Annotated in this window: 20 protein-coding genes; 10 read left to right on the top strand and 10 right to left on the bottom strand. The window is 61.4% G+C overall.

Annotated features, from left to right (window positions below; translation table 11 throughout):
* Window position 1 precedes the first annotated feature (1 nt).
* Both AA309_RS06800 and AA309_RS06795 read left to right on the top strand, forming a co-directional pair.
* A complete protein-coding gene (locus tag AA309_RS06800) occupies window positions 2-817 on the top strand; it encodes a nucleotidyltransferase family protein (protein ID WP_047188261.1) in 816 nt (271 codons plus the stop codon).
* Window positions 810-1,532, top strand: coding sequence for a metallophosphoesterase family protein (locus AA309_RS06795; RefSeq protein ID WP_047188337.1), 723 nt, complete (start codon window positions 810-812; stop codon window positions 1,530-1,532). Before AA309_RS06800 ends, AA309_RS06795 begins: the two co-directional genes overlap by 8 nt.
* Before the next feature lie 13 nt (window positions 1,533-1,545).
* Here AA309_RS06795 and AA309_RS06790 read toward each other — a convergent pair whose 3' ends face one another.
* Entirely contained in the window at window positions 1,546-1,767 is a 222-nt protein-coding gene (locus AA309_RS06790; RefSeq protein WP_047188260.1) for a hypothetical protein, read from the bottom strand.
* A 137-nt stretch (window positions 1,768-1,904) separates the two neighbouring features.
* Between AA309_RS06790 and AA309_RS06785 the strand changes: the two genes are divergently transcribed.
* A complete protein-coding gene (locus tag AA309_RS06785; protein ID WP_047188259.1) occupies window positions 1,905-2,486 on the top strand; it encodes a type 1 glutamine amidotransferase domain-containing protein in 582 nt (193 codons plus the stop codon).
* Window positions 2,487-2,560: 74 nt separating this feature from the next.
* Here the strand turns inward: AA309_RS06785 and AA309_RS06780 are convergent, their stop codons facing one another.
* Window positions 2,561-3,592 (bottom strand): Tim44 domain-containing protein, encoded by a 1,032-nt coding sequence (locus AA309_RS06780; protein WP_047188258.1) that lies wholly within the window; start codon window positions 3,590-3,592, stop codon window positions 2,561-2,563.
* A gap of 122 nt (window positions 3,593-3,714) precedes the next feature.
* On the bottom strand, window positions 3,715-3,990 hold the full coding sequence (locus tag AA309_RS06775) for a DUF3072 domain-containing protein (protein WP_047188257.1): 276 nt from the start codon (window positions 3,988-3,990) through the stop codon (window positions 3,715-3,717).
* A gap of 184 nt (window positions 3,991-4,174) precedes the next feature.
* Here AA309_RS06775 and AA309_RS06770 point away from each other — a divergent pair, with 184 nt between their 5' ends.
* Complete coding sequence (locus AA309_RS06770; RefSeq protein ID WP_047188256.1) at window positions 4,175-5,419, top strand: Y-family DNA polymerase; 1,245 nt, start codon at window positions 4,175-4,177, stop codon at window positions 5,417-5,419.
* A 97-nt stretch (window positions 5,420-5,516) separates the two neighbouring features.
* Here AA309_RS06770 and AA309_RS06765 read toward each other — a convergent pair whose 3' ends face one another.
* Complete coding sequence (locus AA309_RS06765) at window positions 5,517-6,404, bottom strand: branched-chain amino acid aminotransferase (RefSeq protein WP_047188255.1); 888 nt, start codon at window positions 6,402-6,404, stop codon at window positions 5,517-5,519.
* Window positions 6,405-6,564: 160 nt separating this feature from the next.
* Here AA309_RS06765 and AA309_RS06760 point away from each other — a divergent pair, with 160 nt between their 5' ends.
* From AA309_RS06760 to AA309_RS06750, 3 genes are read left to right on the top strand one after another with little or no spacing between them, the layout of a single operon-like run.
* Complete coding sequence (locus tag AA309_RS06760) at window positions 6,565-7,095, top strand: MarR family winged helix-turn-helix transcriptional regulator (RefSeq protein WP_425286854.1); 531 nt, start codon at window positions 6,565-6,567, stop codon at window positions 7,093-7,095.
* A 37-nt stretch (window positions 7,096-7,132) separates the two neighbouring features.
* Window positions 7,133-7,852, top strand: coding sequence for a response regulator (locus tag AA309_RS06755; RefSeq protein WP_047188253.1), 720 nt, complete (start codon window positions 7,133-7,135; stop codon window positions 7,850-7,852).
* Window positions 7,849-9,216, top strand: a complete 1,368-nt coding sequence (locus tag AA309_RS06750) for an ATP-binding protein (protein ID WP_047188252.1) — start codon at window positions 7,849-7,851, stop codon at window positions 9,214-9,216. Before AA309_RS06755 ends, AA309_RS06750 begins: the two co-directional genes overlap by 4 nt.
* A 132-nt stretch (window positions 9,217-9,348) precedes the next feature.
* Here the strand turns inward: AA309_RS06750 and AA309_RS06745 are convergent, their stop codons facing one another.
* From AA309_RS06745 to AA309_RS06725, 5 genes are all read right to left on the bottom strand, one after another.
* Entirely contained in the window at window positions 9,349-9,708 is a 360-nt protein-coding gene (locus AA309_RS06745) for a tRNA-binding protein (RefSeq protein WP_047188251.1), read from the bottom strand.
* A 19-nt stretch (window positions 9,709-9,727) separates the two neighbouring features.
* Window positions 9,728-10,429 (bottom strand): TetR family transcriptional regulator, encoded by a 702-nt coding sequence (locus tag AA309_RS06740; RefSeq protein WP_047188250.1) that lies wholly within the window; start codon window positions 10,427-10,429, stop codon window positions 9,728-9,730.
* Between the two features lie 55 nt (window positions 10,430-10,484).
* Window positions 10,485-11,312 carry a pyrroline-5-carboxylate reductase gene (gene proC, locus AA309_RS06735; RefSeq protein ID WP_047188249.1) on the bottom strand — a complete coding sequence of 276 codons (828 nt, stop codon included), beginning with the start codon at window positions 11,310-11,312 and terminating at the stop codon, window positions 10,485-10,487.
* An 88-nt stretch (window positions 11,313-11,400) separates the two neighbouring features.
* A complete protein-coding gene (locus tag AA309_RS06730) occupies window positions 11,401-11,901 on the bottom strand; it encodes a type III secretion system chaperone family protein (RefSeq protein ID WP_047188248.1) in 501 nt (166 codons plus the stop codon).
* Between the two features lie 247 nt (window positions 11,902-12,148).
* Window positions 12,149-12,427, bottom strand: a complete 279-nt coding sequence (locus AA309_RS06725) for an accessory factor UbiK family protein (RefSeq protein ID WP_047188247.1) — start codon at window positions 12,425-12,427, stop codon at window positions 12,149-12,151.
* A gap of 135 nt (window positions 12,428-12,562) precedes the next feature.
* On the opposite strand from AA309_RS06725, the gene lgt reads away from it, so the two are divergent.
* Genes lgt through pgeF form a run of 3 tightly spaced genes read left to right on the top strand, consistent with a single transcriptional unit; the run spans window position 12,563 to window position 15,273 of the window.
* Window positions 12,563-13,420, top strand: a complete 858-nt coding sequence (lgt, locus tag AA309_RS06720) for a prolipoprotein diacylglyceryl transferase (protein ID WP_047188246.1) — start codon at window positions 12,563-12,565, stop codon at window positions 13,418-13,420.
* Window positions 13,417-14,493, top strand: a complete 1,077-nt coding sequence (locus tag AA309_RS06715) for a class I SAM-dependent methyltransferase (RefSeq protein WP_047188245.1) — start codon at window positions 13,417-13,419, stop codon at window positions 14,491-14,493. Before lgt ends, AA309_RS06715 begins: the two co-directional genes overlap by 4 nt.
* A gap of 12 nt (window positions 14,494-14,505) precedes the next feature.
* The gene (gene pgeF / locus AA309_RS06710; protein WP_047188244.1) at window positions 14,506-15,273 is read left to right on the top strand and encodes a peptidoglycan editing factor PgeF; all 768 of its coding nucleotides are present in this window, start codon (window positions 14,506-14,508) and stop codon (window positions 15,271-15,273) included.
* Here the strand turns inward: pgeF and AA309_RS06705 are convergent.
* Window positions 15,263-16,021: an SDR family oxidoreductase gene (locus AA309_RS06705; RefSeq protein ID WP_047188243.1), complete on the bottom strand. Its 759-nt coding sequence runs from the start codon at window positions 16,019-16,021 to the stop codon at window positions 15,263-15,265. The genes pgeF and AA309_RS06705 overlap by 11 nt on opposite strands.
* Window positions 16,022-16,424: the final 403 nt, after the last annotated feature.

The raw sequence follows: 16,424 nt of genomic DNA, 5'->3' as shown, positions 1-16,424 counted from the left end.
TATGGTAGCTCACGACCCAGACCTCACCTCCCATCCTCCCCAGAGCGTCCCGATCATGGATGCCAAAGCGGAGCCGACGCTGAAATACCCGGAATCGGAGGCGTTCTACGCCGAGGCTCTGCGGGAGCTGAACCAACTCGGCCTACCCTTCCTGCTCGCCGGCACCTACGCTCTCTCGGCCTATACCGGCATCACGCGCCCCACGAAGGATCTCGACATCTTCTGCAAGGCGGGCGACTACACGCGCGTGCTATCGCATTTCAAGAATCTCGGATATTCCGTCGAGATCGAAGACGATCGCTGGCTCGGTAAAGTTTTTAAGGGGCAGTACTTCTTCGACGTGATCTTCGCCTCCTCGAACGGCACGATGCCCATTGGTGATCAATGGTTCGAGAATGCGCGACAGATCGAGGTATTCGGCTCGCCCGTCCGCATCGTAGGGCCGACCGAACTCGTCTGGTCCAAATGCTTCATCCAGCTTCGCCACCGCTATGACGGCGCAGATGTAGCGCACACCATTCTCAAGGCGCACGATCAAATCGACTGGCATGGCCTGCTCGCCTACATGGAAGTGCATTGGGAGGTGATGCTCATGCACCTTCTCAACTTCCGCTGGATTTATCCGTCCGAGCGCGACAAGGTTCCGCGCTGGGTCATGGACGAGCTGCTCGACAGATTGGCAAAGCAGCTCGATCTTCCGCCGCCGCAGATGAAGGTGTGCCGGGGACGGATGTTCTCTCGCATCGATTATGAGATTGACGTGAAACAATGGGGTTTCGCCGATGTCGGTGGCGAAGGTGAATGGCGGAATGAGTGACATTGAGAAGACCCTGAAGGTCGCAGCCATGGGCGACCTTCACGTGCGTGAAGACAATGCGGAATCCTATCGCGAACTGTTTGGCGAAATCTCGCGGGAGGCAGATGTCCTCGTCCTTGCAGGCGACCTCACGGATCTCGGCAAGCCAAAGGAAGCCGAGCTCCTCGCGCAGGACCTCAAGGCCTGCTCGATCCCCGTTGTCGGCGTGCTCGGCAACCACGATTACGAGTGCGGAGCCCATGAAGAGGTGGCGCACATTCTTCGCGAGGCGGGCATGAAACTGCTCGACGGGCAATCCGTCGAGATCGACGGCGTCGGCTTCGTCGGCGTGAAGGGATTTGCCGGTGGTTTTGGACGACGCATGCTGGGCTACTTCGGCGAGCCTGCCATGAAGCAGTTCGTCAACGAGACCATGAACGAAACATTGAGGCTCGAGAATGCCATGCGGCATGTCAAAGCCAAGCGATCCGTGGTCATTCTCCACTATGCGCCGGTCGTTGATACCATCGAAAGCGAGCCGCTGGAGATCTATCCCTTCCTAGGTTCCTCACGCTTGGCTGAGACCATCGACCGGTTCAAGGTGAGCGCCATTGTGCACGGCCACGCGCATCGCGGCCGCTTCGAAGGGCGCACGCCCGGCGGGCAGCCGGTCTACAACGTGGCCAGACACATCGAGAAGCCGACGGGCAAATCCTACGCCATTCTCGAAATCTAACTCTCCGCCAATATCAGAACCGCGTTCCCGGATCGGTCGGATTGCCGGGCAGGTAATCAGGTTCTGAGCCCGGCCCTCTCGGATCGGTGATCCCCGGATCGTTCACGGGGTAAGGCGTGCGCGGACCTGTCGGCCCCGTATCCGGCAGATCGTCAGGATCCGTGCCGGGCGGTACCTCGCTTGGAATGTTTCCGCCAGGAAGCGGATCCTTCGTCGGCACTCCTGGATTGACCATTCTTTTCATCCTTGTCGAATTGTCCGTGATCGGATCAACCGGCCCATGCAAATCGGGTTCCGCATGCGCGACATTTCGGAACCCCTGCCCTCCTCACCCGTTCCACCGCCATCCCGTGAGACGATGGAGAGTGTGTCATGCCGGATCTTAAACAGGCCAAGATTCTCATTATGGCGACTGATGGTTTCGAGCAGTCGGAACTCATGGTTCCGCAGCAGAAACTCTCGGAAGCTGGTGCGACAGTTGAAGTCGCAGCGCCCAAATCACGCATGGATTCAGCCGAGATCCGCGGGTGGAACGAGAGGGATTGGGGCAAGAGCGTGACGGTCGACAAAGACATCGAGACGATCGATGCCTCTGCCTGCGACGCGCTCGTGCTGCCAGGCGGACAGATCAATCCCGACAAGCTGCGCGTTGAGCCGAAGGCCATCGAGATCATCCGCGCCTTCTACTCATCCGGCAAAGTGATTGCCGCCATCTGCCACGCGCCGTGGCTGCTTGTCGAAGCAGGCGTCATCAAGGGCAAGCGATGCACCTCCTATCACTCCATCAAGACAGATGTGATGAATGCCGGTGGTCAGTGGCGCGATGAGACAGTCGTGACAGATCAAGGCGTGATCACGAGCCGCAACCCAGGCGATCTCGACGCCTTCGTGAGCAAGATCATCGAAGAGGTCCGCGAAGGGTCTCACGCCGGTCGCCGCCAAGCCGCGGAGTGATTGCAGGGCAATCGCGACAACAAAAAAGCGGCCGGTTCCCACCGGCCGCTTTGATGTTGATCAGTATCGAAACGTTACGCCTGCTGGATCGCGGAGATCTTCCATGGACCGCCCTGGTCGCGACGGAAGGTCCACACCTCCCTGGCTTCCTCAGGCTTCGAGGGATCTCCCTCCAACACCCGGCCGGTTGCCTTGTCGGTCAGCACGTCGATCAGCGAGAAGCGCATGGCAACGGTCGCATATTCCGCCGTGCCCTCACGCCAGGCTTCGGAGAGATCGCCCTGGTCCAAGCGCACATTCGAGACCTTGTTCACGACACCGCGCGCAGCGTTGTCGTTGAGCTCCTCCTGGATGTAGCCCGCCATTTCAGGCGTAGCCAATGTCCAGAGCTTTTCGATGTCCTGGCGCGAATAGGCATCCTGCAGTTCGACAAGCGAGCGCTCGAAGGCAGCATAATCCTTCTCGCCGATGCCGATCTCATCGCGCACGTCGGTGCGGCGGCGATACTGGTTCATGCCACCCAATGCACCGCCGAGAGTCCCACCAAGAGCGCCACCACCCAAACCGCCCAAGCCACCCGCCATGGGGCGACCGCCGGCCGGCGGCACGCTGCCGCCCGTGGTGGTTCGCTGGTAGCCCTGCGGACCCGCATAGGACGGCTCCTGGCGTCGGCGGAACCACTTCATTGCGAACGAGATCAGCAGCACGAGCAGGCCGATCTGGAGCAGAAGCCCCACGACCGAGGCCAGACCTGCGAGACCACCGAAGAAGCCGTTGCCCATGAGCATGCCGAGCAGGCCCGCACCGAAGAGGCCAGCCATCAGGCCCGTGCCGAAGCCGAACCGGCGCGGCTGCGCCACGTTCGGACCCTGCAGACCCGGGTTATTGTAGGTCGGACCCTGGTTCGGGGTCTGCGAGCGCTGAATGGGCGCAGCAGCTTCAGGCGCCGTTCGGGTTGCCGGAGGAGGCGTATAGGTGCGCGCACCGCGCGATCCGAAGCTGCCTCGTCCCCCGCCGACGCGTGCTTCGGCGGCGCTGCCGGCCAGAACCAAAGCGGCAGCCAGAGCGACCATGACGCGGCTTCGGCGAGAAGCAAATTTCATCATCGTTTCGTTTTCATCCCAAAGGAGCACGACGCTCCAGGCCTTAATGTGGGGATGGCCAAGCCCTTGCGGAAGGGCTTGGCCACTGATCCTAACGCTATTCGGATCGAATGGGTCCCTGATGCTTAATGACCCTTTCCTTTCTTAAGCTGGTCGATCCGCTTCGAGGCTTCTGCCTTGTCGAGATCAGGGTCGAAGGCCTTCGGATCGTGCGCCTGCTCGGAAAGCGTTTTGAGATAGGACGCCTGCGCGCCTGTCATGGGCTCATGGCCTGTCACCCAATCCTCCGGATCCTTAACCCGGTTATCGGACGCAGCAGGATTGACCTTCGGATTGTCGGGCTCGGTCGCGTGCTTTCGCTCATGAGCGCCATGGTGAGAGGTGCTGTTTTTCGGCGTCATGTGAGACTCCTAATGTTCTCTTTCTGTTCCGAAATGAGAACATCGGAATCAGGTCCTTGGTTCCCTTGCGGAAAGAAGAGCTACTCCCGGCGACTCGTCCCCGTTATCCACAGGTCGGGCGCTCGACTCACGGCTTAGCTTATGTTCTCTGTTTGTTCATGCACACAAAGACAGGTAAGCAGCCATGCGCAAACCGGCAGGCCTCGAACGGCTTTATGTCGATTTCGATTCCTTCTTCGCCAGCGCCGAGCAGCACCTGCAGCCGCATCTTCGCGGCAGGCCCATGGGGGTTATTCCCGTCGATTCCGAGCATACGGGGCTGATCGCCGTCAGCCGCGAAGCGAAGGCGCTCGGCATCAAGCGCGGAGCCTATGTGCGCAACGTGCGGCGGCAGTTCCCCGATTTTGTTTTCGTGAATGCGCGGCATGAGCGCTATGTGGAGCTTCATCGCAGGATCATCGACATCATCGAGAGCATCGTGCCGGTCAAGGCCGTGTGCTCCATCGACGAGGCGGTCTGCGCTCTCCTGCCCTCCGAGCAGGCCGAGGGGCTGGCCCTTGGCAGGCGCGTGAAGGAGGCCATTGCCACGAGGATCGGCCACACCCTCACCTGCTCCGTGGGCCTTGGCCCCAACGACCTCCTGGCGAAGATCGCCGCCGAGATGAACAAGCCGGACGGGCTTGTGGCTATCGATCCGGAGGATCTGCCCGGCCCCCTGCTCTCGCTCGACCTCACTGACATTCCTGGTATCGCGCGCGGCAATGCGGCCCGCCTCGCCCGCGCCGGAATCACCGACATGGCCGCCCTCTGGCGACTTCAGCCGAAAGAATTGCGCCGCCTCTGGGGGAGCGTCGAGGGCGAGCGGCTCTGGATGGGCCTGCATGGCTACACCGTCGAGCGGCCTGAGACCCAGCGGCGTATGTTCGGCCATGGACGCGTGCTGCCGGCCGATTGGCGGCACTTGAACGGCGCCTATGCGGCTGCCCGCGTTCTCTTGGTGAAAGCCTCACGGCGCATGCGTCGCGCGGGCTTTTCGACAAAGGCGCTGGCTCTCTGGCTTACCGACAAGAACAGCGCCGGTTGGTACGGCGAGGAGCGTTTTGCCCCGACCTGGGATGATCCCTCGCTGCTTGCAGCTCTAAGCCGCCTTTTTCTCCATGCCGACCGTGAGGACATGCGCCGCAGCCGCAGCGTTCATGTGGCGCTGCATGATCTCGTGCCGTTGCAGGAGATTGAGGAGGATCTGTTCGGAGACACGGCCGAAGCACAGCTCAAACGCCGGATGGAATATCTGTCCGCCATCGCCGACCGGCTCAACACCAACCATGGACAGACGCTTCTGCACTTCGGGCCGTGGGTCGACATCCCTGGCGGCTATGCGGGAGCGAAGATCGCCTTCAACCGCATTCCCGACGCGGAGGATTTTTAACAAGCACGGCCAGCCACGTCTTTTGGGCAGCAAGGCTTAGAAACGTGGATGCCCGGCACGAGGCCGGGCATCACGAGTCGCATCGATATGAGGGGCTTTAGGCAGCCTTAGCCTTGGGCTGCACCTCGGCCGTGTAGTCGTCCATGAGCGCCTTGGTGATGTTGCCCGGCGTGTAGGTATAGGGGCCGACCTCGGACACGGGTGTGACTTCCGCCGCCGTGCCGGTGATGAAGCATTCCTGGAAGCTCGAGAGCTCCTCCGGCATGATCCGGCGCTCGGCCACTTCGAGGCCGCGGCGCTTGGCGAGTTCGATCACCGTCTTGCGGGTGATGCCATCGAGGAAGCAATCGGCGATGGGGGTGTGGACCACACCGTCTTTCACGAAGAACACGTTGGCGCCCGTGCATTCGGCAATGCGGCCCTGCCAGTCGAGCATGAGGGCATCGGCATAGCCTTTGCGCTCCGCTTTATGCTTCGAAATGGTGCAGATCATGTAGAGACCAGCAGCCTTCGCAGCCGACGGGGCGGTCGCCGGATCGGGACGGCGGTATTCCGCCATGTCGATGCGGATGCCCTTCATCTTCTGGGCCGGATCGAAATAGCTCGGCCATTCCCAGGAGGCGATGGCGAGGTGGATCTTGTTGGTCTGAGCGGCCACGCCCATCATCTCCGAGCCGCGCCAGGCAACCGGACGCAGATAGGCATCCGTCTGGCCGTTCTTCTCCAGAACGAGGCGCTTGGCGGCATCGATCTCGGCCACCGTGTAGGGAATTTCGAAATCGAGAATCTGAGCGGACTTCTTCAGGCGCTCGGAATGCTCGGTCGACTTGAAGATCTCGCCCCCATAGGCGCGCTCACCCTCGAACACGCTCGAGCCGTAGTGGAGGCCGTGCGAGAGGACGTGGAGCTTGGCATCCTTCCAGGGTACGAGCTGCCCGTCGTACCAAATCCAACCATCACGTTGATCGAAGGGGGTCGCGGACATCGTTTTCTCCTTAACTGTCGACCTTTGTGGCAACCGGGGCCGTGTAATTTCCGGTCGCTTCCGTGTCATTTCAGTTTCATTCATTTCACGAAAGCGGCTTGACGAGTAACAATCGTCCTGAGATATGTCAACAAGGCTGACATAAAATTGGATAAGGACGGTGCCAGACGCGATCCCGGCTTTCAAACCCCAAGCCCCCGAACAGAGCCTCGACAAGGACATCCTGGCCGAGATGCCGGCCTATGACCTGATCGAGCTGTTTTTCTTTGCCTATCGCGACTTCGTCAGCGATCCGGACAGGATCCTGGACGAATATGGCTTTGGCCGGGCGCATCACCGGGTCCTGCATTTCGTCAGCCGTCAGCCAGGCCTGACAATTGCCGAGCTTCTGGATATCTTAAGGATCACGAAGCAGAGCCTCAATCGCGTCCTCAAGGAGCTGATCGAGAAGAATTTCATCGAGAGCCGCACGGGGACCGCCGACCGGCGCCAGCGGCTGCTCCATGCCACGCCGCAAGGTCATGATCTCGCCTTGAAGCTCGCCAAGCTCCAGACCCGCCGCATCATGCGCGCGCTATCGGGTGCGGAACCGCAAGCCAAGGAGGCGATCAGCCAATACCTCCTGTGCCTCATCGACCCGGACGACCGCGAGCATGTGAAGCACCTCGTATTCGGGCCGGACAAAACCTGATAAAGCAGGGGGCCCTTGAACAAGCGCCCCGGAGCCCATGGAAGCACCCCGCATCGACATTCCCGACCACGCCCCCCACGTTCTCGTGGTGGACGACGACCGGCGCCTGCGCGACCTCCTTACCCGGTTCTTGACCGAGAACGGCTATCGCGTGACGGCAGCGGCCAGCGCGGCGGAAGCGCGCTCCAAGGCCGAGAGCTTTCTGTTCGACGCCCTCGTGCTCGACGTGATGATGCCGGGTGAGTCGGGCTTCGACTACGCGCGCAGCATCCGGGAAAACTCGCAGATCCCAATCCTGATGCTCACGGCCCGGTCCGACACGTCCGACCGGGTCAAAGGCCTCGAAATCGGCGCGGACGACTACTTGCCCAAACCCTTCGAGCCGCGAGAACTGCTCTTGCGCCTCGGCAACATCCTCAAGCGCGCCTGGCCTGCGGCGGGTGCGCCGAGCGGCAATGTGCCTGAACTCATTTATTTCGGTCCGTTCTCGTACCGATTCGATCGTGGCGAACTGCGGCGCGGCGATGACATCGTGCGCATCACCGAGCGCGAGCGCGAGATCCTGACAATCTTAGGATCAGCAACCGGCGACAACGTTCCGCGCGAAGCGCTGGCCGGCAATGGCGCAGCCGCGAACGAGCGCACTGTGGACGTGCAGATCAACCGCCTGCGCCGCAAGATCGAGGACGATCCGGCCAATCCGATCTTCCTGCAGACCGTGCGTGGCATCGGCTATCGTCTCGTGATCGACCGATGAAGATTGGCGCGGCCCTTCATTACACGCCGCTGGATCGCGCGGCACGCTGGTTCGGCCGATTACTGCCGAAGGGGCTTTATGCGCGCGCGCTCATCATCATCATCGCTCCGGTGATCCTGCTTCAATCCGTCGTCGCTTACGTGTTCATGGAGCGGCATTACGAGCTGGTGACGCGCCGTCTCTCCTCGGCCGTCACAGCAGACATCGCAGCCCTCATTCAGATCTACGAAAGTTATCCGCAGGACAAGGAAGCAACGACGCTTACGCGCATCGCATCTGACAGCCTGCAGCTCGACGTGGATATCCTGCACAACACCGATTTGCCGCCACCTGGCCCGAAGCCCTTCTTCTCTATTCTGGACGAGACCCTCTCCAACGAGCTGCGCCGCCAGATCGACCGGCCCTATTGGCTCGATACGGTCGGACGCTCGAACTACGTGGAAATCCGCATCAAGCTCAACCAGAATACCGTCATGCGGGTGCTCGCACGGCGCAGCCAGGCCTATGCCTCGAACTCGCACATCTTCCTCGTGTGGATGGGCGGCTCATCCTTCGTGCTGCTCGGAATCGCCATCCTGTTCCTGCGCAATCAGATCAGGCCGATCCTACGCCTTGCAGAAGCGGCGGAAGCGCTTGGCATGGGACGTGAGATCGAGTTCCGTCCGCGCGGCGCACGCGAGGTGCGCCAGGCCGGATACTCCTTCCTTGAGATGAAGCGGCGCATCGAGCGCAACATCGAACAGCGCACGACGATGCTCAACGGCGTCAGCCACGATCTGCGCACGATCCTCACGCGCTTCAAGCTATCGCTTGCGCTCATGCAGCAAACGCCCGAGGTCGAGGACCTCAAGCGCGATATCGACGAGATGAGCCGCATGCTCGAGGGTTATCTTGCCTTTGCGCGTGGCGAAGGAGGTGATGCGGGTGAGCAGGCTAGCGAGACGGATCTGCGCCAGCTTCTCGAAGAGGCGCAATCCGATGCCGAGCGCCAAGGTCATGTGACGGAGCTCGATATCGTCGGCGATCCGATCATCATCGTTCGCCCCGATGCCTTCCGCCGCCTCCTCTTCAATCTCGTCTCCAACGCCGCACGCCACGGTGAGCGGATCGCGATCACCGCCAATCATGAAACGCGCTGGCTTATTCTGCATGTGGACGATGATGGCCCAGGCATTCCACCCGCCATGCGCGAGGAAGTATTCAAACCTTTCGTTCGTCTCGACGAAGCACGCAACCAGGATGAGGGCGGCTCAGGTCTAGGCCTTGCAATTGCGCGTGATATCGCCCGCTCTCATGGCGGCGATATCACGCTTGGCGACAGTCCTCTCGGGGGTCTGCGAGCGACGGTTCGGCTGCCGGCCTGACGACACCCACCTTGTCATGGCCGGGCTTGTCCCGGCCATCTCAATCTAGAAGAGCACTGCGCTTCTCTCAATCGAGATCACCGGCACAAGGCCGGTAATGACGAAGATGGTGTCGTCCTGGATGCCGAGCCTTCAATAAAGCCGCCCACCGATCGGCACTTCCCTGTCTGGCCGAATGAGCATCACGTCGCCGTTCGCATCAGGCACGCCAAGCGTTAGAACCTCCGATATGAAAGGCCCGATCTGACGCGGCGGGAAATTGACCACTGCGAGCACCAGCGAGCCCACGAGCTCCTCGATCTTGTGGTTCACCGTGATCTGCGCGGACGAGCGCTTGGTACCGATCTCGGGGCCGAAATCGATGGTGAGCCTGAAGGCAGGCTTGCGGGCCTGCGGGAACGGCTCCGCAGTGACGATGCGGCCGACGCGAATATCGACTTTCAGAAAGTCGTCGAACGTAATCTTCGGAGTAAGCGATTGTGCCTGATCCATATAATTCCCCGTTTTTCAATTAGATCGCGGCTGCAGGATTATCCGCATCGCCCTCGTTGGTGTCCCGCCGTTCACGACGCACCGAGCGGCGACCTTCCATGAGCGCCCGTCCGAGAGCGCGAAACGGCGCTGTGAGGCGACGCAGATCGTCGGCTCCCTCCAGCACGCGCTCGCCGCGCCGCAATTCGCGATCGAGACGCGCCATGGTCTTGGCGAGAGCCGGATCATCGTCCTCGAGCCATGTGCGCATCGTGTTGGCGTAAACGAGCACCGCACCCTGGAGCTTCAGGGTACCAAGCGGCCCTTCCGTACTTACGCCGGCGGCCGCCAGCATGAAGCGCATCGAGTTGACGGTCACCTGATGGAGCGCGGCAAGGGGAAGCGGATCGTATTGAAGATCACGATAGATCCGCCGGAGCGCTGCCTTGTAGGGCTCAAGCGCATCGAAGCGGCGCATGATGACATCGAAGATTCGCTCGCGCGCGGGCTCTCCGGCAAGATCGTCTGTTGTCTCCTCCAGCACCTTGCGATCAATCCGGCGGGAGAGGCCGCCAAGAACCGCCCCCTTGGAAGGGAAGAGGTCACGGAATTCGGCGAGCGACACGCCTGCTTCCTGCGCGATATCGGTGATCTCGATCTCGCTCCAGGCGCGCGTGGCGGCGAGCCTCATCAACGCATCGATGATGGCCTTGCGTTTATCGACCGGGGCATCCGTCGTCATGACACTCTCCTGAACTTTCAATCTGCCGATTGATCTAGGCGCCTTACTCGATCTGTCAGCCCGCGAGTTCTTCCGCCCGGCGCTTCGCCGCAGCCACGGCCTCGCGCATGAGTGCTTTGAGGCCGCCGGGATCGCGCATGAGCACTTCGAGCGCCGCAGCCGTAGTACCGCCGGGCGAGGTCACGTTCTGGCGCAGCGTTGCGGGGGGCAGGTCGCTCTGGAACAGCAACTCGCCCGCCCCCGTCACCGTGGCGCGTGCAAGGCGCTGCGCGAGATCGGGCGGCAAGCCGGCCGCGGCACCCGCTTCCGCCAGGCACTCGACGAGATGAAACACGTAAGCCGGGCCTGAACCGGACACGGCGGTCACGGCATCGATCAGATCCTCGGAGGACAACCATTCGACGATACCGTTGCTGGACAGCAGCGCATCGGCCATCAGGCGCTGCTCCTCGCTCACTTCCGCATTGATGGCCGCCCCCGTTGCGCCACGCCCGATGCTGGCGGGCAGGTTCGGCATGGCGCGCACGATAGCGGAAGCAGTGGGGAGCCGTGCTTTCAAATTCCCGGTCGTCTTGCCCGCGAGAATGGAGATGATGAGCGTCCGGGGCCCAAGATAGCCGTTGAGCGCAGGTGCGGCGTCTTCCAGCATCTGCGGCTTGATGGCGAGCACGAGCACATCGGCAGGCGACGGATTGGCGGGATTGAGCGCAATGCCCTTCTCTGAGCAGAAGCGCGTCATCTCTTCCGACGGTCGCGGATCGATGACCGTCACGCCCGAAGGCTTCATGCCGACTTTAAGCCAACCCTCCAACATGGAGCCGCCCATCTTGCCGGCACCGACGAGAATGAGGGACGAAGGCAGGTACTGAGCATGAGTGGGCATAGGATATCTTCCGGCATGTGAATGAAGCGAAGGCCGCTACTATTCACAAGGCCCCCTGCCCTGTCGAGGCTGGTCTGTTGTTTCAGGCTCAAGCCTCGCCTTCGGTTTCGAACAGAACACTGTCGAGAGCCTCGCGCGCGGACTTGCCGGCCCAGATCACGAACTGGAAGGCCTGGAAATACCGCTCGCAGGCTTCCACCGCCACGCGCAGCATGGTCTCGCACTGGCCCTGGGTCGGGTCCGCGCCGCCTGCCAGCAGCAGGGAGTGGCGGAACATCACGACGTTTTCCGTGCTCCACAGATCGAAATGGCCGACCCAGAGCTGCTCGTTGATGAAGGAGATGAGCTGCAGCACATCCTGGCGCCGACGCTCCGGCACCTTCAGGTCGAAGGCGCAGGCAACGTGGAGCGCCTCCACATCCTCGATCCAGGTGAAGGCGATATCGTAATCGGCCCAGCGCCCGGCGACCGAGACCGACATTTCATCAGCATCCGCACGATCGAAAATCCAATGGCGCAGGGAAGCAAGCCGCTCAACCACGTCGAGAGGATGCTCCAGGCGATCGATTTCGATGTGATGCTGAGACATGTCGATCCAAAAAGCTTGAACGCCTGAATTATGGCAAACACAACCAGGCAATATCATTGCGTTAACTCGAGCAATATTTGAGAAGACCTTCCTGAATACATGAAGGCACTCAGGATTCTTGTCACGTCAGGCCCGAATCAGCTCATGAATCACAGTCTTAGATTTTGGGCTTGCTCACAATGCGCTTCCCAGACCTGTCCACAACAGGAGGGATGCGCCTGAAGCAGGGGGTGTCTACCCCCAAAGGTTAGGTGACGGAGGGGGTGTCTGCGCCGGATTGGGCGAGTTTTTCTTCCAGGACCTTCAGACGAGCTTCCATGCGTTCGTTCTCGGCGCGGGCGGCGAGCACCATCTCGCGCAACACCTCCACCTCCTCGCGGGTAGCGACATCCATGTCCTTGATCAAACGCTCGAACTGGCTGCGGACAACGGTTTCGACCTCTCGCCGGACACCCTGCGCGGCGCCTGCAGCATCGGTGGCCAGACGGGCGAGTTCATCGAAAATCCGGTTGGAGGATTGAGTCATGATTGAAGTCCACACCATTCGAGAGGCCTATAAGCCCAGGAAAGCCAGATGTGGGCGCATTTGCGGGAAACTGCAACAGGGTTGACGATCCGTCCCCACAGGGTCCAATGGCGAACCGATTATCCAAGGCCTGCCATGCCTCTGTCATTTCCCATTCTCGACCCCGTCGCCTTCACCATCGGCCCCTTCGCGATCCGCTGGTATGCGCTTGCCTATGTGGCGGGCCTTCTCGGCGGCTGGCTCTATGCCAAGCGTCTTGCAGCCAAGGCCGACCTCTGGGGCACTTTACGTCAGCCGAAACCCACGGAGATCGACGATCTCATTGTCTGGGTGGCGCTCGGCGTCGTCCTCGGCGGTCGCACGGGCTATGTGCTATTCTATAACTTTAGCGCCTATCTTCAGAACCCGCTCGAGATATTCGCTGTCTGGCATGGCGGCATGTCGTTCCATGGCGGCTTCCTCGGCGCGGTGCTGGCGCTCGTTCTGTTCGCCCGCTCGCGCGGCCTCAATGCGCTTGCGCTACTCGACATGGCTGCCGTGGTAACGCCCATCGGCCTGTTCTTCGGGCGCATTGCCAACTTCATCAACGGTGAATTGTGGGGCCGCCCTGCTCCTGATTTTCCTTATGCCGTGGTGTTCCCCCATGCTGGTCCTGAACCCCGGCATCCGAGCCAGCTCTATGAAGCGCTCGGCGAGGGCCTGATCCTATTCATCGTCATGGCGGTCGCTGCCCGCAAATTCGGCTTCAAGCGTCCGGGTCTCCTCGGCGGCATCTTCGTGCTGGGTTACGCCGTTGCCCGTATCGTCTGCGAATTCTTCCGCGAGCCCGATGCGCAGCTCGGCTTCCTCTTCGGCTCGTCCGTCGAGGGCTTGGGAGGCGGCATCACCATGGGCATGCTGCTTTCCGTGCCGATGGCGGTTGTCGGCGCAGCCTTCATCGTCATGGCAGCGCGCGGCTACACCCGGCCGGCGAAGACCGTCGAGGCTGCATGAAGTCGCTAGGCCAACATGTACGCGAGCTGATCTCCCTCGAAGGCCCGATCACGGTCGAGCGCTACATGAGCCTGTGCCTGCAGCATTACTATGCCACGCGCGACCCGCTGGGATCGGCAGGCGATTTCACCACGGCACCTGAGATCAGCCAGATGTTCGGAGAGCTGATCGGCCTCTGGATGCTGGAGGTGTGGAATGCCATGGGCCGCCCTGCTCCCGTTCATCTCGTCGAGCTCGGACCGGGACGCGGCACGCTGATGGCGGATCTCCTGCGTGCCACGAAGCTGCTGCCGGATTTCGGAAGCGCCGCGCAAGTACACCTCGTGGAAACGAGCCCCGTCCTGAAGCAGCGACAGCAGGCGACGCTCGCTTCATCAAACCTGCCCCTCCATTGGCATGAGCGGCTGGAGGATGTGCCCGAAGGCCCGATGCTCCTCATCGCCAACGAGTTCTTCGATGCGCTCCCCATCCGCCAGTTCCTCGCCACGGAGCGCGGCTGGTGCGAACGCCTCGTTGGGCTTGAAGATAATCGCTTGATCTTCGGCCTACGCGCCGAGGCCGAACAATCGCTCGGCAACCCGCTGCACATCGGCGACGTGCTCGAATGGCCAGTCCTGTCCATAGACATCATGCAGGATCTCTCCCGCAGGCTCGCGCGCGATAATGGCACGGCGCTCATTATCGATTACGGCTACTGGGGTCCTGCCTTCGGCGATACACTGCAAGCATTGAAGCAGCACACCTATGTCGATCCGCTGGAGGAACCGGGCGAAGCTGACCTGACGACCCATGTGGATTTTCACCGGCTGGCGCAGGCCGCCTCGGCCCAGGGCCTCCAAGTGCATGGCCTCGGCACTCAAGGAGATTTCCTTCAGGCGCTCGGCATCGATGCGCGCGCATCCTCACTGAAAAGGCGCGCCACGCCGGCTCAAGCCGTCGCGATCGACGCGTCACTCTCTCGCCTGACGGAGCGCGGGGAGAAAGGCATGGGAGAGCTCTTTAAGGTTTTGGCCGTTACTCATAAGAGCCTTCAAGCCGTTCCCGGACTGCCGCCCCTGTCTTCAGTCTCCTAAAGTTTCTGCACCATGTTCATCCAAGCCCCTTCCCTTTCCGCGCTTCCCAACATCCGCCACGCATTCTTCACGCGTCAGGGCGGCGTGTCGGAGGGCATCTATGCCTCTCTCAACGGGGGCATCGGCTCATCGGACGAGCCGGACCGGGTGAGGGAAAACCGCCGTCGCATGGCAGACACACTGAATGTGACGCCCGATACGCTGATCAGCGTGTATCAGGTGCACTCGCCCGACGCGGTGCTCGTGGAAGGCCCTTGGGGGCCCGAGCGCCCGAAAGCCGACGCCATGGTAACGAAGGTGCCGGGATTGGCGCTTGCCATCACCACGGCGGATTGCGGCCCGGTGCTGTTTGCCGATACTGAGGGCGGCGTGATTGGCGCGGCCCATGCAGGTTGGCGCGGGGCAGTGACGGGGGTTCTCGAATCCACCATCGAAGCCATGGAGAGGCTCGGCGCAGAGCGCAGCCGGATCGTTGCGGTGCTCGGCCCCACAATCAGCCAAGAGGCTTATGAGGTCGGTCCGGAATTCGTGCGGCGCTTTGCGGAAGAAGCTCCTGGGCATGAACACTTCTTCCGCCCCTCCGAGAAGCCGGATCACGCGATGTTCAATCTTCCAGGCTTCATCGGCGCGCGCCTGAACGCAGCCGGGATCGGCGACTTCACCGATCTCGGGCTCTGCACCTATTCCGACGAAGAGCGGTTCTTCAGCTATCGCCGCACCACGCATCGCAGTGAGCCCGATTACGGCCGCCTGATCTCGGCGATCACGCTCACTCCTTGATGCCGGCTACGTCCGGCGTTTCCCAGGCGAGATGCTGGCCGCCGTCGACGGCGATCATCTGGCCCGTCACGCTGCGCGCTCCTGCCAGATAAACGACAGCATCCGCAATTTCCTCTGGCGTGCCGCCATGACCGAGGAGCACAGCGCCCGCCTGCTTGGCGAAATCCCCATCTCCCTGACGCTCATTGGCGAGGGTCGGACCGGGTCCGATGGCGTTCACGCGGATGCGGGGCGCAAGCGCCTGCGCCATCGTCTGCGTGGCGGTGAACAGGGCAGCCTTCGTCAACGTATAGGAGAAGAATTGCGGCGTCGGTTTCCAGACCCGCTGATCGACGATATTGACGATGGAACCCTCGCGATCAGGCGGCAATTGGCGCGCGAAATCACGAGCAAGGAAGGCGGGGGCGCGAAGGTTCACGGCGAAATGCCGATCCCATCGATCCTGCGAGAGGGTTTCGATCTCGTCGGGCTCGAATTCCGAGGCATTGTTGACGAGAAGGGTCAGCGGAGAGCCGAGTGCCTTCACGGCATCGTCTATCAAGCGCTCGACGGCTGAAGCATCCGCAAGATCGCCCTGCACCACGGCAGCAAGTCCTCCTGCGGATCTTATCCGTGCGGCAATGTCATCGGCAGCATCGGTTGACCTCCGGCAGTGAATGGCAACGCCATAACCCTCCCGGGCGAGGCGCTCGACAATGCTCCGACCGATTCTCTGCGCACCGCCGGTGACGAGGACATTCTTAATCATTATTCACCTCTTGAAACGATAAGATGTAGCGCCAGTTGAGGTCGTTGCCCCGAAAATGACATTTTTCGACCGCCGTCGCGAACAAACGGCCAAGTTGTACGTTCTGGAGTCCAGCGAGGCCATAAGGGGAAAGCTCAAATTCAACGCCACATTGCTGCCACAGTGCCTTTGGGTCGCTGTGGTTGTCATGTCACAGCCCTCGTCAGGTTGTCGCTCTATAAATGGATAGTGCTCAGTTTGATTCAGGGGATCCCTGATTCGGACGGGGCATGACATCGATAAGGAAAGAGAAACCATGAAGAAGATTCTTCTCGCCAGCGTCGCTCTCTTCGGCTTCGCCGGTGCTGCTTCGGCCGCGGACCTTCCCGTCCGCGCTGCTCCTCCGGCTCCGATCGTGGCGGCG

Source organism: Microvirga vignae (assembly GCF_001017175.1).
GTDB classification, from domain to species: domain Bacteria; phylum Pseudomonadota; class Alphaproteobacteria; order Rhizobiales; family Beijerinckiaceae; genus Microvirga; species Microvirga vignae.
Note: the sequence above shows the minus strand (reverse complement) of the source record. Positions and strands in the feature narration are given on the sequence as shown.